Below are 22,899 nucleotides of genomic sequence, written 5' to 3'. Positions count from 1 at the left end.
GGCGCTATTCCCCGTGCTTGTCCGGGTCGGGGACCGGATCATAGCCGCTGTGACCCCAGGGGTGGCAGCGACATATGCGTCGAAACGCAAGCCATCCTCCCTTGACCGCGCCATGGCGGTGAAGCGCTTCCAGCGCATACGCACTGCACGTGGGCTGATAGCGGCAGTTGTGGCCGACCCACGGGCTGAACAGCAACCGGTAACCGCGGATCGGCCATGCCAAAATCCGGGCGAGCGGTGTCATGTCACTTTGCCCTGCAGTTTCGCAACGGCGCTCGACAGATCGGCACAGAGTTGATCGAAGGGCAGGGCGGCTGTTGCTTCGCGTCGACCGATGAGCACATAGTCCATGCCGTCCTTCCCCTGTTGGGGCAAAACCTGACGTGCCGCCGCGCGCAAGCGGCGCTTGGCGCGGTTGCGAGCGACCGCATTGCCGACCTTCTTGGAACAGGTGAACCCGACGCGGATCCCCTCCGCCTCGTCTGATTTTCGCTTGCGCATTTGCAGGATGAAACCGGGCATGGCCACCCGCAGGGCGCGCGACGCCCGCTGGAAATCGGCCCGCTTCCTGATGACGTGCAGACGCAAAGAAACCGCCGGAAGCGTATCTCCCCTGGCAGAGGTGCCTGAAGGAGAAGCTTGCGGCGGTGTCATGGTGTACGGACCTGTCAGGGGCGCATTTACGCGCTCAGCGACTTCCGGCCCTGGGCGCGGCGCGCATTGATTATCTTGCGACCGGCCTTTGTGGCCATGCGCGCACGGAACCCATGGCGCCGCTTGCGCACGAGGTTAGAAGGTTGATAGGTGCGTTTCATCGCTCCGTCTCCAATTTTACTGTCCGGAGGCGCGGAATCGCTGCTCGTCCGGTATCATTCGAAGCCCGTGCTCTAATACCCCCCGCGCGGCAAGTCAAACCCCGCGCGTGCAATATTACGACAGTTTGCAATATTTTCCGGGCAATCCGCTGGTACTTCGTCAACATGTTTCATTTACCCGCGCAATTCCATACCGCGGATGCCGAAACCGTCACGCCTGATCAAGCGCCCGTGATAACCCTATCGCTGCCCGCCGCAAACGGTCATCTAGCATTTGAATTGAAACCCGTAGCCTGAAAGGCAACAGTAATGTCAGATATGACTGAAGACCCGAAAACCGGCCTGATGCGCAATCTGCCGTTGCTGCTCATACTGGCAGTTGCCGCCGTGGGGGCCATCACCTTGCGCGATTACATCAGTTTTGACGCCTTGCGGGACAATCGCGAGGCGTTGATTGCCTTTCGGAACAATAACTTTCTGCTCACCGTGCTGGGATTCGTGCTGGCGTATGTTGTCATTGTCGGGTTCTCTTTGCCGGGCGCGCTGATCGCGACCCTGACGGGCGGTTTCCTGTTTGGTACTCTTGCCGGGTCACTTTTCAGCGTGACGGGGGCAACGCTTGGGGCGGTGATCATCTTTCTGGCCGCGCGTCATGGTTTGGGGGATCGGCTGAAGGCGCGGATGGATGCCTCGGAGGGCAGCATCAACAAAATCAAACGCGGGCTGGACAACAATCAGTGGTCGATGCTCTTTTTCATCCGCCTCGTCCCCGTGGTGCCCTTTTTCGTTGCCAATCTGATCCCTGCATTCCTGGCCGTGCCGCTGTACCGTTTTGTCATTTCAACATTTCTGGGGATCATTCCGGGCTCTCTGGTGTATTCCTCGGTAGGAGCGGGTCTGGGGGAAGTTTTCGCGCGCGGAGACACACCCAACGTCGGGCTGATATTTGAGCCGCACATCCTGCTGCCGATCCTCGGGCTGAGCGCGCTCGCGCTGTTGCCCGTTATCCTCAAAGCCGTGACCGGCAAGAAAGACCTGATGAAGTGACGCACCTGAAGACCGATATCCTGATAATTGGCGCGGGTTCCGGCGGCTTGTCGGTTGCGGCGGGTGCTGTGCAGATGGGCGCGGATGTCGTGTTGCTTGAAGGGCACAAGATGGGCGGCGATTGCCTCAACTACGGCTGTGTTCCATCCAAGGCGCTGATCGCCAGCGGCAAGACCGCACACCGCCAAAGGCATGCCGCGGCTTTTGGTGTCGCTGACGCGGCCGGCACGGCCGACTATGCGGCCGCCAAGGATCATGTTGCGGATGTCATCGCCCAAATCGCGCCAGTGGACAGCGAGGAACGGTTTGAAGGGTTGGGGGTCAATGTGATCCGGGAATTCGGCCATTTCATTTCGCCAAACCAAGTGAAGGCCGGCGATACTGTGATCACCGCGCGCCGGATCGTGATTGCAACCGGATCATCGCCGCTGGTGCCCCCTATCCCCGGGTTGGACAAGGTGCCGTTCGTGACCAATGAGACGCTTTTTGATCTGCGGGAAAAACCGGAACACCTGCTGATCATCGGCGGTGGGCCGATTGGCGTTGAAATGGCGCAGGCGCATCGGCGTCTTGGCAGCAAGGTGACCGTCATCGAAGGCGCAAAGGCGCTGGGAAAGGACGACCCGGAACTGGCAAAAGTGGTGCTGGACAGTCTGCGCGAGGAAGGTGTGGTGATCGAAGAGAACGCCGTGGCCTGCCAGATCGGGGGCAAGCCGGGTGCTATCGACGTGACCACCGAGGATGGGCGGTCGATCAGCGGTTCGCATCTGCTGATGGCTGTCGGGCGCAAGACCAATACGGACAGCCTCAACCTCGACGCGGCAGGCATCAGAGCGACCGACAAAGGTATCAAGGTTGATGACGCCCTGCGCACGACCAATCGGCGCGTCTACGCCATTGGCGATGCCGCCGGCGGTCTCCAGTTTACGCATGTGGCGGGGTATCATGCGGGTGTGATCATCCGAGCGCTGCTGTTTGCCCTGCCCTCGAAAGCCAAGACCGCGCATATTCCCTGGGTGACATATACCGATCCGGAACTGGCCCAGGTTGGTCTGACCGAGGCGCAGGCGAGGAAAGAACATGGGGACAAACTGGAAGTGGTCCGCTTCCCTTACGCGCATAACGACCGCGCCATTGCCGAGCGGCAGACAAAGGGGTTCATAAAGGTCATGGTGGTCAGGGCCCGGCCCGTGGGTGTCTCCATTGTCGGGTATCAGGCGGGTGAACTGATCAACCTTTGGGCGCTTGCCCTGGCCAACAAGATGAAAATGAGCCAGATCGCCGCGATGGTCGCACCCTATCCGACAATTGGCGAGGTCAACAAGCGCGCCGCGGGGGCATACTTCAGCCCGCGGCTTTTCGAAAGTCCGGTGGTCAAGCGGATCGTGGGGCTTGTCCAACGCTTCGTGCCGTGAAAACCTGCAGGTGACATGATTAATTCGCTTTCAGGACGCCTGCTTGTTTTGACCACCATCTTCGTGATGCTGGCGGAAGTTCTGATATTTGTTCCCTCCATTGCCCGTTTCCGCGAAGACTATCTGATGAACCGGCTGGAACGCGCGCAGATCGCCTCTCTCGCCTTATTGGCAGATGATATGATCGACCGGGAGCTTGAGGCGGAATTGCTCGAAAACGCAGGTGTTTTCAACGTGGTGTTACGGCGCGATCAGGTGCGGCAGCTGATGCTGGCCTCCGAGCTGCCGCAGCCGATTTCGAAGACATACGACATGCGCGACAACAGTGCTGCCATCCTGATCCGGGATGCGCTGACGCGATTTGTCTCGCCGGAGAACGAAGTGATCCGCGTGATCGGTGCGCCGGTCCGCGAGGCCGGGTTGCTGATCGAGATCACGATGGAAACGACGCCGCTGCGCGAGGCGATGATAGACTACGGCATTCGCATCCTGATCCTGTCGGCGGTCATCTCCATCTTCACGGCATTCCTGTTGTTTATAGCAATGCGCGCGCTGCTGTTGAAGCCGATCAAGCGGGTTGTCGGGCATATGCAGAATTACGCCGCCGCCCCCGAGGACGCGCGCCGCATCATCACGCCGTCCGCCGGTGTCACGGAGCTGCGCGAGGCTGAGGACGCCTTGCAGAAACTGGAGACCGATCTGACGCAGGCGCTGCGCCAGAAAGAACGCCTTGCGCAGCTTGGGAGTGCTGTCAGCAAGATCAGCCATGATTTGCGCAACATTCTGACCTCGGCGCAGCTTTTCACCGACCGTATCGAGATGAGCGAGGATCCGACGGTCAAACGCATGGCGCCAAAGCTTGTCGGATCGATCACCCGCGCCGTGCACTTGTGCGAAAGCACGCTCGCCTTCGGCAAAGCGGAAGAGCCGAGCCCCACCCTTACAATGCTGCCATTGTCCGATCTGATCGACGAGGTCATCGACAGCGAGCGTCTTGCCGTCGCGGACGCCGATATCAGTTTTTCGTGTGACGTGGCCATCGGGATGGTTGTCCGCGCCGATCCGGAGCAGTTGTACAGGGTGCTCGCAAATCTCATTCGCAATGCGCGCCAGGCGCTTGTGGCGGTGGGTCAGCCGGGCGAAATCTGCGTGGATGCCCACGAGGATGAGGAAGCGTGGTGGATCCATGTCACCGATACCGGCCCGGGGCTTCCCGCCAAGGCGCAGGAGCATCTATTCACGCCCTTCCAAGGCGGCGCCCGCAAGGGTGGATCGGGGCTGGGTCTGGCGATTTCCGCGGAATTGGTCAAGGGTCACGGCGGCACATTGGAGCTGGCGCATACGGGGCCGGAGGGCACGCGGTTCAGTATCTGCCTGCCAAAAGGTGACGGCACCATGCGCGCGGGCATTGCTTCGGTGCAGCCAATTCAGGCGGCCGATCCGTGACCTGAGACGGCCGATGGATCAGGCACCGCCTGCATGCCAACGCGGTTTTGCGCCTTCGCACCGGCGTCGAAAATTTTCCGCCGAATGTGCTTGCATAACAGCGCGCGCGGCACTAAACCCCGGCGTCAGTGGACCGATAGCTCAGCTGGATAGAGTACTTGACTACGAATCAAGGGGTCGGGGGTTCGAATCCTCCTCGGTCCGCCACTACCCCATATTATTGATTTTGAACTTGTCGCTTTGAGCGACTTTTTTTCGTTGTATGGTAAGATTTAAGTCGCTTTTTGCATTGCCTTGAGTTTCTTTTGGTTGTGTCAATATTCGTTCTTTGAGTGGCAGATAATGTGGTATTTTTGAAATGGCGCTATCCGGCAAACTGACAAAGAAACTGGTCGAGAATCTAGGCGCTGGGCGGCATGGGGATGGCAACGGGCTTCATCTGGTGGTCGATCCGTCCGGTGCGCGGCGCTGGATTGTGCGCGTGGTGGTCAAAGGCCAGAAGAATAAAAAGGGCGCACCGTTGCGCACGGACTTTGGCTTGGGTGGCGCTGATATCGTCACAATAAACCAAGCGCGGGAACGGGCGCTGGAATATCGGCGCATGGCAAAGCAGGGCCTGAACCCGCGCTTCAATGCCAAACGAGAAATCCCAACCTTCGAAGAATTTGCCAAACAGGTCCATATCGACCGAATGCCCACGTGGAAGAACGCCAAGCACGGTCAGCAGTGGATTAACACGCTGCGCGATTATGCCTTTCCCAAGATTGGCCGCATGCCAATTGATAGCATCGACCAGCCAGAAGTGGTGATGTGCGTGGCCCCGATCTGGACCGACAAGCACGAAACTGCAAAGCGTCTGGCGCAGCGGATCAAAACGGTGCTGGATGTGGCACGGTCGAAAGGGTTCCGCGATGGCGAGAACCCGGTCACGGCGATCAAGGACGCTGGCGCTCTGCCCAAGGTGAAGAAGAAGGTCAAGCACCACAAAGCGATGCACTGGCGCGATGTGCCTGCCTTCTATGCCGATTTGAAGACCCAAAATGGGATGGCGGCAAACGCGCTCAGGTTCACGTGCCTGACCGGATCACGCACGGGCGAAGTCCTGGGCATACAATGGGACGAGGTTGATTTGGAAAAGCGCATCTGGACCTGTCCGGCGGACCGCATGAAAACGGGCGAGGAGCACCGGGTCCCGCTCACAGATGAAATGCTGTCGATCATTGAGCCGCTGCAAGCGATACAGTCGAAATACGTGTTTGAAGGCCAGAAACGGCACCAGCCGCTGTCCAACATGTCGATGCTGATGCTCTTGCGCCGCATGAAAGTAGAGGGCATGACGGTCCATGGTTTCCGCTCGACGTTCAGGGATTGGGCTTCCGAGGTTGCCAACGTGCCGCGTGAGGTCGCTGAAAAGAGCCTTGCGCACCAAGTCGGGTCAGATGTGGAACGCGCTTATGCGCGGTCTGATCTGTTGGACAAAAGACGGGTGTTGATGGACCGGTGGTCATCGTTCGTCGGCGGTGTGCCAAACACAACAATGGTGCGCACTGATGTTCTCCAAAAAAGGATTGTATACCTCTCGCAGCGCTCTGGAGCGAATTTGAGCAAAAGAACCTGGAATGGTGCCAACGCCGGGCCTGCGCATTTTATCGGTCGGATGGCTTTACCGATTTTGACGTCTTTGGATCTCCGCTGGATTTATGCGAAGACCTTTTCTTGAGCTCGATCGCAAATTTTGAGCTGGCGCTGCTGGCCTCCTCCGGAGATGTGTTCGAGACACCTTCAAAGCTCCCCAATTCAAATGCCAGCATATTCACGAAAGCTACCGTATTTGAGAGCATGGCGATTGTGCATGATCCTGATGAAGCTGGTCCGGATAATGAATGGTTGTATCAAATGGGTTCTACCCGGTTCCAGTATTGGGCACATATGGAAGCTAGTTTTTCCAGTTGTGGTGATAGGTTCTGCTCGGATGCTCGTTGTGACGATGAAGGTGGCAACGGGGGCGTGATGCCGTTTTATACGCTGCCCTATTGCTTTGAGCGTGGCACATATCTTGTTCCCAAAAAGCTACCGCCCTGGACGGTGGATATGATTGAGACCTCGTTTGCTCGAGCCTTGTCCGGCCCTTTACTCGGAAGCTCAATATGTTTGTCAAATGTCGATGCAGGCAAATGGCGCCGCAGGGTGACTAGCGAATATTTGGAAACCCTTTTTGTTCGGTTGATGGATGGGGGTAGTAACGTCGAGGAGACCGATAGCACTCCCAAATCGGGACGTCCCAAAAAGGTTACAGCCGTCGCGAAGGCTTATGCCGAGCAGGGCTTAATTGGGAGTGACTTGTCCTGGAAAGCGAAACACACCTTGCTCGAGGAACACCTGGGCATGGAGTTCGGCAAAGCCACCTTGAAAGCAGCGGCAAAGCTAGCAGAACAAACTAAAAGCCAGAAGCGGCAGCTTTGATCGGCCAGTTTATCTGTTTACAGGCAAAATAATAAGGTCAAAAACTCGGTCAAAATCCCCTCAGCCTATTGTTGACCTTTTTACCCCCTCCCGTCCTCCAAAAACTGATGCTTGGGGAATGCCATCTTGAAGCGCTGAAAGGCATTGAAGCATGGCAAACCTTTTTGAACAAAACCGAACCTATGTGCTCGGCGACACTGAACTTGATCTGATCGGAGATCGCGAAAAACTAGCTCAGTGGCGGCACAAGAGTATGGGCCCGCCTTACTACAAACTTGGCCGGAAAATCGTTTACTTGGGTGCTGATCTGAACGCTTGGGCTGAAGCGCATAAAACAGATCCGAGTAAAGCTGGTAAGTCCTAGTGCGGCGTGGGTCACATAGATCTCATGGGCCAGCCCTCACTTGGGCAACCCCATGACTTGGTCCTAAGGATTTTTTAGTGGTGAGCCGTTCGTATAAGGGCATACGGGCCAAGAAAAACCGCGTGTATTCGGTCGAGGACTTGATGCGGCTTTACAAGGTCTCTGCAAACACAGTTTCAAACTGGGTGAGGGCGGGTCTAAGGCCGTCTGACACGAGCAAACCCTACGTGTTCTTGGGCGCGGTTGTGACAAACTTTCACAAAGAACGCCGCGCGAGGTCGAGGAAAAACCTTAGGGCAGGCGAGTTCAAATGCGGGGGATGCAAGCTCGCCGTTTTTCCGGACCTTGATACCGTTTTCGAACGCAAACTAGAAAACGGTAAAGTGATGCTTTTCGCTGAGTGTCCAGAATGCCCAAGTCGTCCTGTAAAGATCCCAAGCCAACGTGATCTTGCGTTGCTGGCGCAACATCGCAATCCAAAAACGACCGTGGATTGGCAACACGAAGAAATTACGCCAGCTCCCGGTGGTATTGGGATTGATGCGAAAAAGAATGTCCTGGTGACTGGCTCCGAAAACGACCGTGTTGTTTACAAGTGGCAGACTTATGCAGGGCGTTTTGAAGAGCGGACGATAGACCAGCATTTGGCTGCCATCCGTTTTTGTAAAGAAACGACGCACGGGAAACCGTTTGGCCAGTTCACCACAGCGGATGCTGCCAGAATACGCGAAACGCTGAAGCAGTCGCTTCAAGCGCAAGACTACAATAGGAAATCAAAGTCAACGGTGGCGCATACGGCGTCACAACTGGTGGCCTTTTTTAAGTGGCTCCGAAAACAGGACGGCTTCAAACGCTTGCCACAAGATATTTCGGAATACTTCAAGCTTCCAAAATCAGCTTATGCCAAATCGCTTCCCCGGAGGAGTAAGGCTTACCCCTCGCTAAAGGAGGCCGAGGCTTTGATGATGGGCATGCCGTCTAGATCACACATGGATCGGCGTGCACGCGCCATATTTGCCTTGGCATTTATTGGAGCGCTTAGGGCGGATACGCTGGTCTCCTTGAGGATCGAGCACGTCGACATATCTGCTCGGCGGATTATTCAGGACGCCTCTGTCCTGCGCGCAAAGAACGGCAAAAGCCTCAACATATGTTGGTTTCCGGTCCCAGAGAGCTTTGTCGAAGTGGTAACCGAGTGGGTAGCGCTTTTGAGAAGCGAAGGCTTCAAGGACAAGGATCCATTGTTCCCCGATGCCGCTTGGCTAACTGGGTCGAAAGATCCTAAGGCAATGGGCCGCGATATAATACTGCCCATGTCCACTGCTCAGGCGGTCACAGAAGCATTTGCGATAGCGAGCCGTACCAAGTCGGAAAAATACTCGCCGCATTCGGCAAAGCACACGATTGCCGCTGAACGCGACAAACGTTCTCTGACACAAGAGCAGCGAAAAGCTTGGTCGGAAAACATGGGACATGAGACCGAGCAAATTACACAAAGCCATTACGGGAAGCTATCCGAGGATCGTCGCATGCAACTTTTTGAAGAAATCCTGGCGAACAAAGCAATCGAATTTACAACGCTGTCCGACGCTGAAAAGGCAAAGTTGTTTGATGCGATAGTGGATAACGTGTTCGCATAACGAGCAAAGCAGCGCGACCAGGCTATGCAGGCGAGCAACGTAGTATGTGTTAGGGCGTATTCTGTTGAAAAACTCGAGCTTGATCGGGAGGTAAGTCGCTGATTCAATTCGTCCTGTAGGGAGGGATTGGCGATGATGGGACCGAGACAGGAAGCACAGGCAGCGCTGTTCTATGAGTTCTCGCTGGAAGATCACGTCCCTCAAGATCATCTTTTGCGTTCGATTGATCGCTTCGTCGATCTGAGCAGTATTCGGACCCATCTAGGGGAGTTCTACAGCCACACGGGTCGTCCTTCCATCGACCCGGAACTGCTGATCCGTATGCTGCTGGTGGGCTACTGCTTTGGCATCCGTTCCGAACGTCGGCTCTGCGAAGAGGTGCATCTGAACCTGGCGTATCGGTGGTTCTGCCGTCTTGATCTGAACGACCGGGTTCCTGACCATTCGACGTTTTCAAAGAACCGCCATGGCCGTTTCCGTGAGAGCGAGTTGCTACGCCACTTGTTCGAGACGACCGTGGCGCAATGCATCGCTGAAGGTCTAGCCAGCGGCCAGCGCATGGCTGTCGATGCCAGCCTGATCGAGGCTGACGCGAACAAACAATTCTCAGCATCCAAGGACGAATGGGACACCGGGCGCATCGATGTCGAAGTTGCACCACGCGCTGTGAAGGAGTATCTCGACACGCTTGATGAGGCCGCCTTCGGCGCAGCCAGTGATGTAAAGCCCAAGTTCACATCATTCTCTGACCCCGCAAGCCAGTGGACAGCAGCGCGTAAGGGTCCAGCATTCTTTGCCTATTCTGAGAATTATCTCATCGACACGGATCACGGTGTCATCCTTGATGTCGAGGCGACACGGTCGATCCGGCAGGCCGAAGTGGGATCTACCAAGACGATGCTGGAAAGGGTGAAGGCCAGGTTCGATTTGCATCCTGAGCGACTGATCGCTGACACAGCTTATGGCTCGGGCCCGATGCTCGGTTGGTTGGTGGACCGTAAGATCGCGCCACACATTCCAGTCATCGATAAGGCTGGCCGCACTGATGGGACTTGGTCCCGTGCTGACTTCGAGTGGGATGCCGAGAACAATCAGTATATCTGTCCTGAGGGCGAAGCCCTGAAGCAGTTCCGACGGAATTACTCCGATCCCTATCGCGGTCCGACCGGAAAAGGCGTCGCCAAATATCAAGCCCTCAAACATATCTGCCAGGCGTGCCCGTCCAAACCCAAATGCTGCCCCAAGGCCGACTGCCGCAAGATCACCCGTGAAGAACACGAAGATGCCCTACAAGTCGCCCGCAATATTGCCAAAACCAAACAATACGAAATCTCGATGAAGCTCAGGAAGAAGGTCGAGATGCTCTTCGCCCACCTCAAACGCATCCTCGGCTTGGGACGGCTCCGATTACGCGGCCCATGCGGCGCAAACGACGAATTCCTCCTCGCCGCCACCGCCCAGAACCTCCGGAAACTGGCCAAGATCTTTCCTGCACCGCAGCAAACGCGCAAAGCCTGATCAGAAAGGCGCTCGCGCCTCGTTTAGAACCCCACTTTCTGCGCCAGCAACACGTTGTTTTTCCACAGAATCGGCGGAAAGCCGACCTTCGCTGCTCGAGCGATATCGAGTTCAAAGCCTAGCGAAAGCTGACGTTGAACAATAGGGGCGAAAAATTCTCACGAATGAATCCATGTTGTTGAATGCCGTTCTCAATATATAGTGCCGAGGCAACAGCAACCTCCAGCATTTAGAAAAATTCAATATGCGACTTGATCCCGTCCGTCCCAGTAGAGCCGGAGACCAATTTCACTACCTCTGGGCCGCCAGACGTAGTCTGCGCCTTCTGATGCCTGCATCGGATTTGGTCGCAATCGCGATAGAAGGTGTTTCAGACTCTGAAACCAATGAGCTAAACGACGCAAGCGGCGAGGAAGTTATCGATGTGGCTGAGTACTTTGGAAGCGAAGAGCTCTCCAAATGCAACAAAGTCACATATCTCCAACTCAAACATTCTACCCTGAATACAGGAAAGCCTTGGGTTCTAGGGGATCTCAAGAAGACTTTGGTGGGCTTTTACAAAAGATACCACGCGTTCCTTTCGGGCATCGAGGATCAAGAAAAGCAGCTAGTGGAGTTTGTGTTTCTCACAAACCGCCCGGTTGCTAAATGGGTTCACACCTTGTTGGAGAGGGTCAAATCAAGAAAACTTCTGCCGAGCGACACCAAAAAATGGCAGCAGATTAAACGGTACCTTTCGGCTGACGATGAAGCGGCATACGACTTCCTTGGGCATTTCAGTATTGCCGATACGACGGATGGGTATTGGGAACAGCGAAGCATTCTGCACCAAGAATTGACGGGTTATCTTCCTGGTCCAGATCAAGACTCGGCAGACCAACTTCTGCTGTTGGTAACGAAGAAGGCGTTGCCCGAAAGCGCTAGAAATCCCTCCATTAGAAAAGAAGATGTCCTTCGTGCTCTGAAGACCGACGAAGAGCAACTCTTCCCTGCGCCATGTCTTATCGAAGAGGCAGATGAACTGCTTCCTCGAGAGCAAGAGGATGAGTTCGTCGATGCTATTCTGAGTGAGCCCCATGATCCAATCATAATTCACGCTGGTGGCGGCGTCGGAAAAACTGCGATTGCCCGCAGGGTATCGAACCGGCTGCAAGACGAATGTGAAGTCGTGCTGTACGATTGCTTCGGAAACGGCGGATACCGAAGCACAATCAGCCCCAGACATCGGCACGAAGTTGCATGCTGTCAGATAGCCAACGAATTGGCCGCAAGAGGTTTGTGTCACCCACTTATCCCATCAAACCTCGCAAATGCGGCGGATTACTTGAGGGCTTTCAGTCGCCGCCTGACTCAGGCAATGGATGTACTTGCCGTCGATAACGCACACGCCAAAATCGTCATAATGATCGACGCTGCAGACAATGCTCAGATGGCAGCGCAAGAGTGTGATGAACGAACGAGTTTTCCTCGTGATCTATTGAGGCAGAGCCTACCCAAGGGCGTTGTTTTGGTATGTTTGAGCCGATCGCACCGTGTCGCCGAATATCTCGCCCCGCCTCTAGACTGCAAAACGCTGGAACTAGCGCCGTTCTCACAGGCGGAGACAAAACAGTTTCTCAACAAGACCTACCCGAAAGCGTCCGGGCATGATTTGCTAGAATTTCACAGGCTGACTTCCCAAAATCCAAGGGTTCAAGCAACGGCACTTGAAACAACTTCGTCTCTGAGTGAAGCCCTGGAGGCATTGGGTCCCACAGCAACTACGGTTGAAGATACTATCCGCCAGTTGTTCGCTCGATCGATTGCAACACTGAGAGATCAATCGCCCAACGCAGAGTCAGCTCAGATTCAGTTGTTTTGCGAGGCGTTGGCAGCGCTCAGACCGTTTGTTCCAATCAAAGTTCTATCGCTCGCTTCGGGCCTGCCAGAAGACGCAATCAAGAGCTTCGTCGTGGACATCGGTCGCCCTCTACAGATCCGGTCTGATGCTGTTCAGTTCATAGATGAACCTTCCGAGACGTGGTTTCGGGAGACCTACAAACCGAGCCGCCGGGAAATGTCAGATTTTGTCGACAAGGTCATGCCACTTGCGACGAGCAGTAGCTACGTAGCATCAGCCCTACCGCAACTCCTGCTTGAAGCCGGTCGATACAACGACCTAGTGGACATGGTCTTATCAGAGGCCGCGCTTCCTCAAGGCACCCCAGCAGAAATGCGGCAGGCGTCACTCAGCAGACTTCAGTTTGCTCTCAAGGCGGCGCTCCGAGACAAGCGTTTGGCTGATGCAGCGAAGTTGTCATTGAAAGCTGGCATTGAGACGGCAGGGGACGATCGTCAGCAGCAATTGTTTCAAGACAATGTTGATCTGGTGGCGCATTTTCTGTCGGACGATCAAGTACGCGAAATAGCCGCAAACAACGGATTCTCCACTTCTTGGCATGGAGGCCAGCGCGCCTACGAGGCAGCCCTACTTGCAAGCAATGAAGGCACAATCTCGGAAGCGAGAAACACTCTTCGCGTTGCGAAGAGATGGCTGAAAGCATGGGCTGGTCTCGACCCAAAGGCACGTGAAAAGGAGGAGATGTCGGATGGTGACATTGCCGCACTAGCACTCGCTTCATTGAAGGTCGCCGGAGCCGCCGCCTTCGTTGCGGAGCTTGAGGGTTGGACTCCAAAAAGCGTGGCTTATCGTGCGGGACTTATTGTTGCCGAGAAGCTAATTGATCTTGGCTGCTACGAACTCCTCGACGAGATTAGTAAGGCGGCAAAAGATAACCTTTGTATACTGCTGGCAATAACCCGAGCTCAGTCGAAGGTACAGCGGTTCCCGCCGAAGGACGCCGTTCTGCGGGCCTTCAACGGTGTAGTTGCTTCGCCGAAACGTTTGAAAAAATTTGAGAATCAGCATGACTACAGGCAGCCGCTCCTATCAATCGTACGAGATGTAGCACTTGCTGCTGCCCATCACGGCGTCGCCTCCCGTGCAGCTATTGCAACCATGCTCACGAAGTACATTCCTGATCCGTCCAAAACTTACTTCAGCAATTTTTCATCCGAGCCGAAGTCGACCATAATTTCTGCTCAGTGCCTCAGAGCCAAACTAGCTGGCGACAACATCAAGTTGGAAGACTTGGCAAAATCAGAAATTCGAGAAGAACTGGCTAAGGACCGGCAAGTACATAGTAGAGAGGCGCGAGAGTTTCTTGACGAAGTTGGACCAGTGTTTCGGTGGCATATGCTTTGGGCCAGCATCCAGCTTGGTGAAGCAAACACACACCAACTCGACGACCAAATAGGCCTCTGTATCGAAGACTATAACAAGAACCTAGAATACCGAGATCGTGATCGACGCCATATTGCCGGTGAAGTATCGAGACTCTGGGTGCAGGTCCTTTCTCGGATCGATGACCCAGCTCCCTGCATGTCTCGGTTCATCGAGTGGAAAAACGGCTTAAAGCGTCAGTTGTTCACGCCCGACCTGTGTCTGCTCGCACGTGTCTGTTCGAGTTCGAACCCGCTCAAAGGCTATGCGATAGACTTTGCGGTGGAAGCCGCCGAGATCCTCCAGAACGAGCGTATGGAGGCTGAGCAGAAAGTTGAGGGCTTCTGCGAAATAGCCCGCTCTGTCTTTGATCTAAATCCCAGAGAAGCGAATTGCTATTTTGACCAAGCAGTCGAAGTCGCAGGTAGGATAGGACAAGAGCACCTAGACTATTGGAAAGCAATCTTAGAGCTGTCAGAGCAATCAGCGACGGTAGATTCACCCCAATCCGAACTCGCATATCGTGTCTCTCGCGGTGCCGAAGTCGCCTATGAGTACGTCGCTCGCGACAAGTACTTTGACTGGGAAGGTACCGTAGAGGCAATCACTGTGCTCTGTCCTGCATCGTCGCTCGCAATACTTAGCCGCTGGAGAGATCGAGATTTTGGGTGGCAGGAGCGAGTTCTACCGATCGCGTTGTCGAAGCTGGTTGACATGGGGGAAATCAGCCATCTAGGGCAACTATCCACAATCGGATTTGATATTCACTCTCGAACACCCGAGCTGCTTGAGACGGCGCTAGCATCTTGCGAGGGTGAACATCTCCTACGAAGAATCTTTGATGAGACAGTCAAGTATGCCCTAGTCTCGGGCGTTTCATCTTCACATCTCAGCAGCTTTGTCAAAATTGGCCAGTCAAATGGCTGGCCGGTCGAACAGTTGTGCGCACATTTGTCCGTGACAAAGCGTAGGGAAGCAAAATCCGACAATAATAGTGTTTTCGCGGAAGCAGGCGAGAGAAGCGGAGAAAAGGACTGGAACCGTATCTTCTTCGGATTGCAGTTCGATGATCCGGATACCGTCACAATATGTTATCAGCGATTTAGGGATTCCGAACCCCCATACTATTTGTCGACATTTTCTGCTCAGTTTTTCGAACGCATCAGTATCGGGGAAGAGGCCGTCGCACTGAAATCTCTGTTCTTGATGAAAGACATCAGCCTATATGACGTGAAAGGTATATTGGAGGCGCTTCCTGAGGATTGGAAAAAGCTTCAAAGCGCCAGACGAGCGCTAAGAGAAATCATAGAAGAGGTGTGCCGCACCCATTTTTATGAGATAGCAAAGAGTAGATATTACCAACCTTTGCCCTTTGAATTCATTGCCGAAGTGACGGGAATATCGACATCAGAGGTTTTTGCCTTTGTTGTGGACGAAAGTGCGAAGCATCCGGAGCTTTTCGGTTCGCAGCGCTTGTTGACCCTTGTGGGGCTGATAGCAATTCAGATCTCACCGCAAGAAGCACAAGATACCTTGAGCTACGGTTTGACTCTCTTTGAGAAGGAAATGAATGAAAGTGATGGAGATGGGGCATGGAGACCGGAACTGTTCCCACCTTCTGACGCAAAAACTGGTTTGGCTGGTTACTTGTGGTCCAGTTTGGCTAGTCCTGAAGCAACAACCCGATGGCGAGCGGCGCACGTCGTATGTCTATTGGCCAGCTTCGGTGAAACCAAGGTTTTAGGAGCTCTCGGAAGGCTGGCGAATGCCGAACAACCCAACGTTTTCTATGATCTCTCGTTGCCGTTCTACCAACATGCCGCTGAGCAGTGGGTATTGATCGCACTTCGGCGAGCGCTCAATGCCGGCCACAGTATCCCCCAAGAATTGGTAGAGTTCATCCTAGGCTCCTGCTCGCCAGCGGTGACCCATGCAATCATACGCGGGTTCGCCGCTCAATGCGCGTTGTTGTTGAACAAGAACGGTATTGCGACGCTTGATGAGAAAGAGGTTGCTAGGTTGCAGGGAATCAATACGTCCAATTTTGCCCCAGTCTCAAAGCAGGACACGGGTACTGAACTAACGAACCAAAGCAAGCCACTAAATGAAGATGACCGATATTACTTCGGCCTTGACTTGCCTCAATATTGGTTCAGTCCCTTGGGGCGGGTTTTTGGAATTTCGCAGAAGGAAATCGAACGTCGCATTCTGAATGTTATTCGAAACAAATGGAAATCAGCAGCGACCGGGGCTTGGGTTGAAGACCCGCGAGGTAAACGGGGCTATTATCGAGACATGAAAACTCATCACTCCCACGGAAGTTATCCGCGAGTTGAGAGCCTAAGCTTCTATCACGCATATCACGCGATGATGGAGGTCGCTGGTGCTCTGATCAATGAACTTCCAGTACTGGAAAACCCAGACTATGATGATCGACTTGAAGACTGGCTCCAACGACATTGGATCACCCGTTCCGACGGCAAATGGTTGGCTGATCGTCGCGATCCAAAGCCTCCCTCTTGGCCTAATTGGAAAGACACCGAAGAAACAGATGATTGGCCAACTTCGGTATCGAAGGACGTTTTGCTAAGTCAAATAGAGCATCAAGACTTCATTCCGATTTGGGGCAGCTGGAGGGAAGTCTCCGGAGACAGAGAGCAGTTCGTCCGTATATCTTCCGCACTTGTCTCACCAGAGCGGTCAGGATCGCTGGTTCGAGCGTTGCAGACTGCCACTAATCCAATGGATTATCGCATTCCGCCAGCGGGCGATGAACTGGAGATCAATGCGGGGGCGTTCCGGCTCCAAGGCTGGGTCGCGACGAATTCAAGTAGTGAAGGAATTGACGAGTATGACTCGTGGGCTGGGGTCGTCCATTTTCCAAGTATTCGTCCGGCGAGTTGGCTTTGCGATGAGTTCGATCTGTCTTCAGACAGCGAATGTCGTGTCTGGCACAATCGTTCTGATCCAGATGGAGTTCAGTTCAGATCGCTCACATGGGGTAGAAAGGAACGAGAACGGGAATTCCGGACCGCAGAGACGGGCTCTCGTCTCGAGATACAACGTGAAGCGCTCTTGACGTGTTTAGAGCGGCTAGATCGAGAACTTGTTTTTGAAGTTCAGGTTGAACGGGAGTTCAGGAGAGACTCCTATCGAAACCGCGAAAGATCGATAGGGACTTACATGCAACCATACACACTCATTCTAACCATGGGCTCCGATGGAACATTCCGAACAAAATAAGAACATAATCGAACTTGGGAAAAGGATCGTCCAAGAACTGGAGCTCGATCAGAGCTGCGATACGCTAGGGCGCTGGATGGCCCATCATTTGGCCCAGCTAATTGCCGAAGCTGAGCAAGAAACTGAGGACGACGCGAGCGCGGCACAACAGGAATGTAGGACAGCTATCTTTGAGCTATGGGAGCACATACTCTCTGCTCCAACTGCGACCAGACCGTTTCGCGACCTGGAGCCTATCGTTGAGACCATTAGAGCCTTGGATCCTGACGAGCGCGTTTACTTCTATCAGACGCGAGCTCAGGAAGTTGCAGATAGTTCGGGTTTGCCTCAATCAGCAAAGGAATGGCTGAAGCTATCGAGGGGAATTGACTACAGTGCCCGGCTTCTAATCCAGATGTGCTTCGATCGCGTGGCTAATGAGACTTCTGGAAAACTAAAAGAGTGGATCGAACTCGCTTCTGATGCTGGGGCACACGACCTACCAATCGTAAGAGTGATTCATCAACTCGAAGATCAGCGCGCCAGCAGTGAGCGGAGTGTCGAGGAGGAAAGAGAAAAGCTTCGAGAGCGCCTCGAGCGCCTAAACAGCATGGTTCGGTTGTCTGAGTTGCTCGCACGCGACATTCAGCATCAGCTTGATGAACTGAACGGAAGTTAAGCCACTTTCTGTTGGAGGCTATCCGAACCAATCAGCCCCGCCATCTAAAGCGGCCTTTTGCGCTTGCGGCGAACTTCGGTTCTGGTGGGCCGCACCGCAACGCCTGCTTGAGTTAGCGAACTGCAAGTTTGGACCGTCCCAATTGGACAGCGCAGCTTGCTTGCCCCTTTTGCGCGATTGTCAGAATCTCACCCCTTCATTCTCGGACCCACGACACGCGTCGGCAAATCCCTGCTTGCGGGTTGTCCTCGCTTGTGCGCCCGGACCCGTACTACTTTCCCGTCGGCATACCGTCTTTCATGTTCGGCCACCCAATGCTCAGTTGGCGCAGCTCGGCTTGCTGATTGTGCTTGCTCAAAGCGAAGCCTCGCCTTTTGTTCAATCAAATGTCGCTCACCTGCCGGTCCAATTCGAATGGTGACGTGAGACTTGAGAACTTCGGTCATCCAAGCCTTGCCAAACTTCCGCGCTGTCTTGGCCTGAGATGCCGAGAGGCTTGCAACCTCTTGCGACATTAAATCGTCCTCACGCGCAGCAAGTGCAGCGAAGAGCATAAACCCGATTACCATCTCGTATGTGAGGTGACCTTTATGTTCCTCGAAATGTTCTCTCAATGAAGCTTCACTAGGCAATAGCCCTGCTCTCATAAGCCCCGCAAGTACTGTCCGCTGAAGTTGCCAGCTGGCGCTATTAAAGTCAGGTCGACCATCTTGCGATTTCGATATCTCCAGCACAAAGGGCGCATCAAAGAAGATGGTGTCCGTCATTGCTGAGAAAAGACGCACGCTCAGTTTGTCGGAAGAACGATTATCAAAGAGAAACCCTCGCTGATGCCGGTTGCTCAGCTCTTCTTCATCCAGGGTCGTTATTCTTCGAGCACAACGATCTTCCCAGAGTTTGCGGTCGTCGTACTCGATCCAAATGAGGTCACGCGGAAGTTCGATATCGCGCACATAGTCTTGAATGTCGGACTCAGGACGATCCTCCCATGGCATGCCTTGGACATCCATTCTCAACGAGTCGAGATAATTCGCTGCGTTGTGGTCCAGCAAATAGATCCTTGCCGAGGAGAGGTCGCCGAGAACTCCTTGCCAGTACTGACAGATTTCCTCGGACAAGACCAATTGTCCATCAGGACCAAGCATGTCCACTGGCTTCTCGTTTTTGAGATGGTGACCGAACTTTAGAGCGATCGTCTTGTAAAGGATCATTGAGTTTACTCAAAAATTAAAGGGCCTATCTCGGACGGATCGAGTACCGGCAGAGTCATACACAAGACGTGCGAAGCCAGATGCCGGTGCACTGGTTGTCCTAGCCTCCCTGTACTTAACCTCCAGCACAACGGGAAAACGGGAATCGGGAAGCTCAGAGACCAGTTTATCCTGCTTTCCTAAAGTTGGCGTTGTCAGCATTCCAGGACGTCCGCTTTGGGGAAGCTGCATCGCAGCATTGGCCATACTGTGAGTGGCAGCTGTGGGCCGCGGAACCCGGGTTTTGCTCGGCCCGCGATCCCAGTTGCTGCGCAGCATCCGAGGTCCGCAATTTGAGCGTAGAGGCACGGATGCTGCGAGGCGCATCAAATTAAGTGAAGCGTTGGGAGCCGACTTTGCTGCATCTCACGGCAGGTCTAAGAATGTAATGGCAGCCGCTGTGAGCTTATCTGGATCTACTCAGGTGTATTCAGGGCGTTCCCGCTTTTCGTAGAACCAGAAATGTCATCATGCCAAGCGGTGGGAGAGACCTTTGCTCTTCGACCTCTAGGGACGGTTCTTGCAATACCGTCTCCAGTTCGAAATCTGAGTGCCAGCCGATGATATTCGCGAAGGGTGCCGAAAGACGTTCGAGGAAAGCCAACAACCCTTTCTTGCGTACAAAGTGGTTCGTGATCACCACCCGCCCACCAGGTTTCAACACTCTTGCGATCTCTGCCATCACCTTCTCTGGCTCGGGCACAACGGAAAGCACATGCATCGCGGCGATCGTGTCAAAGCTGCAGTCGGGGAAACCCAGCGTCCGGGCATCCATCTGGCGCAACGCGACCACCTGTTTCAGATTCAGGTGCTCTACTTTGTGTTTCGCCTTTGCCAGCATGTCTGTGCTGAAATCAATCCCCGTGACCTGTAGGTCAGATTTGTAATGTTGCAGAGAAAGTCCAGTTCCAACGCCAACCTCAAGCACGGTGCCTTCCAAACCATTCATATATTCGACGGCCCGGCGCCTGCCGAAATTGGTCACTGCCCCAAAGGTCTTGTCATAAATCGGAGCCCAGCGGGCATAAGAGGTCTGAACGGCTTCGATTTCCATTCTACTTCTCCTTTTTGAACATGGCGGGCGTCTCCGCGACGAGACGCCAGATAACCATTCCAATGTATCCAAAACAGATTGCCAAAAGTGTGACCCAGGCAAAAGTCATCATAGCCGCCCCGACAAACGCGAACCCAAGCAAAAAGAACTTTACGTTCCCACGCGATATCCTGACGCTTTTGAACGACCATGTCGGGATACGGCTGATCATTGCCAAGCCTACGGCAACCATGTGAACGCAGATCAGCACATCCGGTAAGAGCGGTGCTTTGGCAAAGGCAAATGATGCGGACATTGGCAACAGTACCAGCAATGCTCCCGCAGGTGACGGGACACCGACAAAGCACTCATCGGATGCGACTTGTTCATCATGGCATTCAGCCTTGCTTCCGACGTTGAAACGCGCCAACCGCAGTACGCAGCAAATTGCGTAGATCAGGACTGATATCCATGCAGCACTGCGCATGTCCTGCAAGGCCCAGAAATAGATGACCAAGGCCGGTGCAATGCCGAAATTGACGAAATCCGCCAATGAATCCAGTTCCGCACCCATTTTGCTGTCGCTGTTCAGCAACCGCGCAATCCTCCCGTCCAGACCATCAAGAACGCATGCGGCCACTATCAGTTGAACCGCCAATACATAATTGCCCTGGACGCCGAACCGGATTGCGGACAACCCCGCGCAGATCGCCGCAATGGTCAGCATGTTTGGGATCAGCTGGATCACAGCGAAATCAGTAATCGACTTGTCGGACTTATCAGCCATTCGTTGTCTCAGGCCCCCAAACGGGATCATTGTCGGTCAGAGCGGCAAGTACGGTTTCGCCCGCCACCATCGTCTGACCGATGCTGACCAGCGGCTCAACATCGCGGGGCAGATACACATCAAGACGTGAGCCGAACCGGATCAGGCCGAACCGTTCACCGGTTTGCATCTGTGCGCCGGCCTTCACAAAACAGACGATCCGTCGCGCAACCAGGCCCGCAATTTGCACAACGGCCATCTCCCGCCCGTCTGGCAAGCGCAGACACAGGCTGTTGCGCTCATTGTCAGCGCTGGCCTTGTCCAGAGAGGCATTAAAGAACTTGCCCGGACGATAAGCCACCGAAGTGATCTCACCTGCGATCGGGCTACGGTTCACATGGCAATTGAACACATTCATGAACACGCTGACACGAGTCAGGGGCGCATCTGCCATACCCAGTTCGGACGGCGGAACCGCTGGCTCGATCAACGATACGACACCATCCGCGGGGCTAACGATGAGCCCGGGCCTGGTTGGACTCACACGTTTCGGATCGCGAAAGAAATAGTAACACCAGATCGTCAGGCCCACACCCATCCATCCCAAAATGGGTGAAAGTAGGAACAGGCCAAGCGTGACAGTGGCAAAAATCGCGACGAACTTGGTGCCTTCGGGGTGCATTGGTTTGATGAATGTTCCAAACATGTTCATAGCAACTTCCCCCGGCGATCACTCAAACAACTGTCATAGGGCGCTCAAGGTCGAGTGCAAGCGCATTTCAATAGCCGTTCCGGACAAGCGCAGGACGAGTTCTCCTCTACGCTCACGATCGGTGGGATAGTTGTCATTGGAACCAGTTCAGGCAAGGTCGGCAATGTCTCGCGAATTGTGAGTTCGTCCTACTTCCGATTTTGCGGCCGCAGCGAACGGCAGGTATGACGGGTCGCACATCAGCATTGGGACCTATGGTTGAGTGACCGCAAAGGGCCGTCCTCACGAACGGCCCTTCAGTCTAGATTTCAATAGCTTCGGCAATGGCCAAGGCATCCTCAAGTTCCACACCAAGGTATCGAACCGTGCTGTCCATCTTGGTGTGGCCGAGGAGGAGTTGAACAGCTCTGAGGTTGCCTGTCTTCTTGTAGATCTGCGTAACCTTTGTTCTCCGCATTGAATGAGTGCCATACGCGCTCGCCTCGAGACCGATCGAAGTCACCCAATCCCGGACGATCCGCGCATATTGACGGGTCGAGATGTGTAGGCGCTCATGGAAGCGGCCGGGCCAAAGGTATTCGGAGCCGACCATGAGTTCGTCTTCCATCCACTTCTCGACAGAAGCGCGGGTCCCTTCGGATATCTCAAATCGCACGGGTTTCTGTGTTTTACTTTGCAGGACAGAGGCGCGCTCCTTGATCTGACCCGATGCCATTACATCGACGACTTTCATCTTCACCAGGTCACAGCCGCGCAGTTTGCTGTCGATCGCCATGTTGAACAAAGCGAGGTCGCGATGGTTATCTGCCAATTCAAGTCTAACTCGGATCGCCCAGACATGCTTCGGTTTTAGGGGTCGCTTCTGGCCAACGATGCGGCCCTTGTTCCAAGCAGGACGAAGTGCGCGAATAGCAGGCAAGTTTGGTGTTTCCATGACTGATCCTCCGATCCGCCATGCCCTCCCACAACGACAACCCGACGTTGACGGGGAAGCATATCACAGGATGCCGCGCTGCATCTGAGGTCCGGAATAAGCCTGAATGCGGAAGTGCCCAAATTCCGCTGCGAGCCCACGCAGCACGACAGCCTGCTGCATCGCAGAGGGGAACGCGGCCATCTAGGCAGCATGCAGCAATTCTGAAGCCATTATCAACACAACGTGGACAAAGCAGAGCTTCATCTTGTGAGCTGTCTTTCTAGTGAGCTTCCAGCCGTTCTGTGAGGAAGTCAACAAACGCTCGGACCTTCAGTGTCCGTCGTCAGGGAT

The 22,899-nt window shown here is 54.4% G+C and carries 18 protein-coding genes and 1 tRNA gene; 11 read left to right on the top strand and 8 right to left on the bottom strand.

Annotation, left to right across the window (positions count from 1 at the left end; translation table 11 throughout):
• Positions 1-4: 4 nt before the first annotated feature.
• Genes yidD through rpmH form a run of 3 tightly spaced genes read right to left on the bottom strand, consistent with a single transcriptional unit; the run spans position 5 to position 815 of the window.
• On the bottom strand, positions 5-244 hold the full coding sequence (yidD, locus tag KX928_RS18960; protein ID WP_219505809.1) for a membrane protein insertion efficiency factor YidD: 240 nt from the start codon (positions 242-244) through the stop codon (positions 5-7).
• Positions 241-654, bottom strand: a complete 414-nt coding sequence (rnpA, locus tag KX928_RS18955; protein WP_219505808.1) for a ribonuclease P protein component — start codon at positions 652-654, stop codon at positions 241-243. Before rnpA ends, yidD begins: the two co-directional genes overlap by 4 nt.
• Positions 655-680: 26 nt before the next feature.
• Entirely contained in the window at positions 681-815 is a 135-nt protein-coding gene (rpmH, locus tag KX928_RS18950; RefSeq protein ID WP_037911188.1) for a 50S ribosomal protein L34, read from the bottom strand.
• A gap of 309 nt (positions 816-1,124) precedes the next feature.
• On the opposite strand from rpmH, the gene KX928_RS18945 reads away from it, so the two are divergent.
• The 11 genes from KX928_RS18945 to KX928_RS18895 all read left to right on the top strand — a co-directional run bounded on the left by KX928_RS18945 (position 1,125) and on the right by KX928_RS18895 (position 17,871).
• Positions 1,125-1,862, top strand: coding sequence for a TVP38/TMEM64 family protein (locus KX928_RS18945; RefSeq protein ID WP_219505807.1), 738 nt, complete (start codon positions 1,125-1,127; stop codon positions 1,860-1,862).
• Entirely contained in the window at positions 1,859-3,277 is a 1,419-nt protein-coding gene (locus KX928_RS18940) for a dihydrolipoyl dehydrogenase family protein (protein WP_219505806.1), read from the top strand. The genes KX928_RS18945 and KX928_RS18940 overlap by 4 nt, the downstream gene beginning before the upstream one ends.
• Before the next feature lie 15 nt (positions 3,278-3,292).
• On the top strand, positions 3,293-4,723 hold the full coding sequence (locus tag KX928_RS18935; RefSeq protein ID WP_219505805.1) for a sensor histidine kinase: 1,431 nt from the start codon (positions 3,293-3,295) through the stop codon (positions 4,721-4,723).
• 130 nt (positions 4,724-4,853) lie between these two features.
• Positions 4,854-4,930 (top strand) — tRNA-Arg (locus KX928_RS18930).
• 151 nt (positions 4,931-5,081) lie between these two features.
• Positions 5,082-6,443 (top strand): tyrosine-type recombinase/integrase, encoded by a 1,362-nt coding sequence (locus KX928_RS18925; protein ID WP_257883941.1) that lies wholly within the window; start codon positions 5,082-5,084, stop codon positions 6,441-6,443.
• The gene (locus tag KX928_RS18920; protein WP_219505804.1) at positions 6,440-7,186 is read left to right on the top strand and encodes a hypothetical protein; all 747 of its coding nucleotides are present in this window, start codon (positions 6,440-6,442) and stop codon (positions 7,184-7,186) included. Before KX928_RS18925 ends, KX928_RS18920 begins: the two co-directional genes overlap by 4 nt.
• Positions 7,187-7,337: 151 nt before the next feature.
• Positions 7,338-7,550 (top strand): MerR family transcriptional regulator, encoded by a 213-nt coding sequence (locus KX928_RS18915; protein ID WP_219505803.1) that lies wholly within the window; start codon positions 7,338-7,340, stop codon positions 7,548-7,550.
• Positions 7,551-7,630: 80 nt separating this feature from the next.
• The gene (locus KX928_RS18910) at positions 7,631-9,190 is read left to right on the top strand and encodes a tyrosine-type recombinase/integrase (RefSeq protein ID WP_219505801.1); all 1,560 of its coding nucleotides are present in this window, start codon (positions 7,631-7,633) and stop codon (positions 9,188-9,190) included.
• Positions 9,191-9,322: 132 nt separating this feature from the next.
• A complete protein-coding gene (locus KX928_RS18905; protein ID WP_219505798.1) occupies positions 9,323-10,708 on the top strand; it encodes an IS1182 family transposase in 1,386 nt (461 codons plus the stop codon).
• A 328-nt stretch (positions 10,709-11,036) separates the two neighbouring features.
• Complete coding sequence (locus tag KX928_RS18900) at positions 11,037-17,213, top strand: P-loop NTPase family protein (RefSeq protein ID WP_219505796.1); 6,177 nt, start codon at positions 11,037-11,039, stop codon at positions 17,211-17,213.
• A complete protein-coding gene (locus KX928_RS18895; RefSeq protein WP_219505793.1) occupies positions 17,191-17,871 on the top strand; it encodes a hypothetical protein in 681 nt (226 codons plus the stop codon). Before KX928_RS18900 ends, KX928_RS18895 begins: the two co-directional genes overlap by 23 nt.
• Before the next feature lie 188 nt (positions 17,872-18,059).
• Here KX928_RS18895 and KX928_RS18890 read toward each other — a convergent pair whose 3' ends face one another.
• The 5 genes from KX928_RS18890 to KX928_RS18870 form a co-directional block, all read right to left on the bottom strand.
• A complete protein-coding gene (locus tag KX928_RS18890; protein ID WP_219505792.1) occupies positions 18,060-19,082 on the bottom strand; it encodes a hypothetical protein in 1,023 nt (340 codons plus the stop codon).
• A gap of 469 nt (positions 19,083-19,551) precedes the next feature.
• Positions 19,552-20,175: a class I SAM-dependent methyltransferase gene (locus KX928_RS18885; RefSeq protein WP_219505790.1), complete on the bottom strand. Its 624-nt coding sequence runs from the start codon at positions 20,173-20,175 to the stop codon at positions 19,552-19,554.
• Position 20,176: 1 nt separating this feature from the next.
• Positions 20,177-20,941, bottom strand: a complete 765-nt coding sequence (gene pssA / locus KX928_RS18880) for a CDP-diacylglycerol--serine O-phosphatidyltransferase (protein ID WP_219505788.1) — start codon at positions 20,939-20,941, stop codon at positions 20,177-20,179.
• On the bottom strand, positions 20,934-21,632 hold the full coding sequence (locus KX928_RS18875) for a phosphatidylserine decarboxylase (RefSeq protein WP_219505786.1): 699 nt from the start codon (positions 21,630-21,632) through the stop codon (positions 20,934-20,936). The genes pssA and KX928_RS18875 overlap by 8 nt, the downstream gene beginning before the upstream one ends.
• A gap of 301 nt (positions 21,633-21,933) precedes the next feature.
• The gene (locus KX928_RS18870) at positions 21,934-22,566 is read right to left on the bottom strand and encodes a tyrosine-type recombinase/integrase (RefSeq protein WP_219505784.1); all 633 of its coding nucleotides are present in this window, start codon (positions 22,564-22,566) and stop codon (positions 21,934-21,936) included.
• Positions 22,567-22,899: the final 333 nt, after the last annotated feature.

Origin of the sequence: Roseobacter insulae, assembly GCF_019375555.1 — a bacterium.
Taxonomy (GTDB): Bacteria; Pseudomonadota; Alphaproteobacteria; order Rhodobacterales; family Rhodobacteraceae; genus Roseobacter; species Roseobacter insulae.
The sequence above is the reverse complement of the archived record's forward strand: the minus strand, read 5'-3'. Positions and strand labels throughout refer to the sequence as shown.

Bases quoted from the DNA above. Each gene is read 5' to 3' on its own strand.
- yidD (WP_219505809.1), bottom strand. From the start codon at position 244: ATGACACCGCTCGCCCGGATTTTGGCATGGCCGATCCGCGGTTACCGG.
- rnpA (WP_219505808.1), bottom strand. From the start codon at position 654: ATGACACCGCCGCAAGCTTCTCCTTCAGGCACCTCTGCCAGGGGAGAT.
- rpmH (WP_037911188.1), bottom strand. From the start codon at position 815: ATGAAACGCACCTATCAACCTTCTAACCTCGTGCGCAAGCGGCGCCAT.
- KX928_RS18945 (WP_219505807.1), top strand. From the start codon at position 1,125: ATGTCAGATATGACTGAAGACCCGAAAACCGGCCTGATGCGCAATCTG.
- KX928_RS18935 (WP_219505805.1), top strand. From the start codon at position 3,293: ATGATTAATTCGCTTTCAGGACGCCTGCTTGTTTTGACCACCATCTTC.
- KX928_RS18925 (WP_257883941.1), top strand. From the start codon at position 5,082: ATGGCGCTATCCGGCAAACTGACAAAGAAACTGGTCGAGAATCTAGGC.
- KX928_RS18915 (WP_219505803.1), top strand. From the start codon at position 7,338: ATGGCAAACCTTTTTGAACAAAACCGAACCTATGTGCTCGGCGACACT.
- KX928_RS18905 (WP_219505798.1), top strand. From the start codon at position 9,323: ATGATGGGACCGAGACAGGAAGCACAGGCAGCGCTGTTCTATGAGTTC.
- KX928_RS18900 (WP_219505796.1), top strand. From the start codon at position 11,037: ATGCCTGCATCGGATTTGGTCGCAATCGCGATAGAAGGTGTTTCAGAC.
- KX928_RS18895 (WP_219505793.1), top strand. From the start codon at position 17,191: ATGGAACATTCCGAACAAAATAAGAACATAATCGAACTTGGGAAAAGG.
- KX928_RS18890 (WP_219505792.1), bottom strand. From the start codon at position 19,082: ATGATCCTTTACAAGACGATCGCTCTAAAGTTCGGTCACCATCTCAAA.
- KX928_RS18885 (WP_219505790.1), bottom strand. From the start codon at position 20,175: ATGGAAATCGAAGCCGTTCAGACCTCTTATGCCCGCTGGGCTCCGATT.
- pssA (WP_219505788.1), bottom strand. From the start codon at position 20,941: ATGGCTGATAAGTCCGACAAGTCGATTACTGATTTCGCTGTGATCCAG.
- KX928_RS18875 (WP_219505786.1), bottom strand. From the start codon at position 21,632: ATGAACATGTTTGGAACATTCATCAAACCAATGCACCCCGAAGGCACC.
- KX928_RS18870 (WP_219505784.1), bottom strand. From the start codon at position 22,566: ATGGAAACACCAAACTTGCCTGCTATTCGCGCACTTCGTCCTGCTTGG.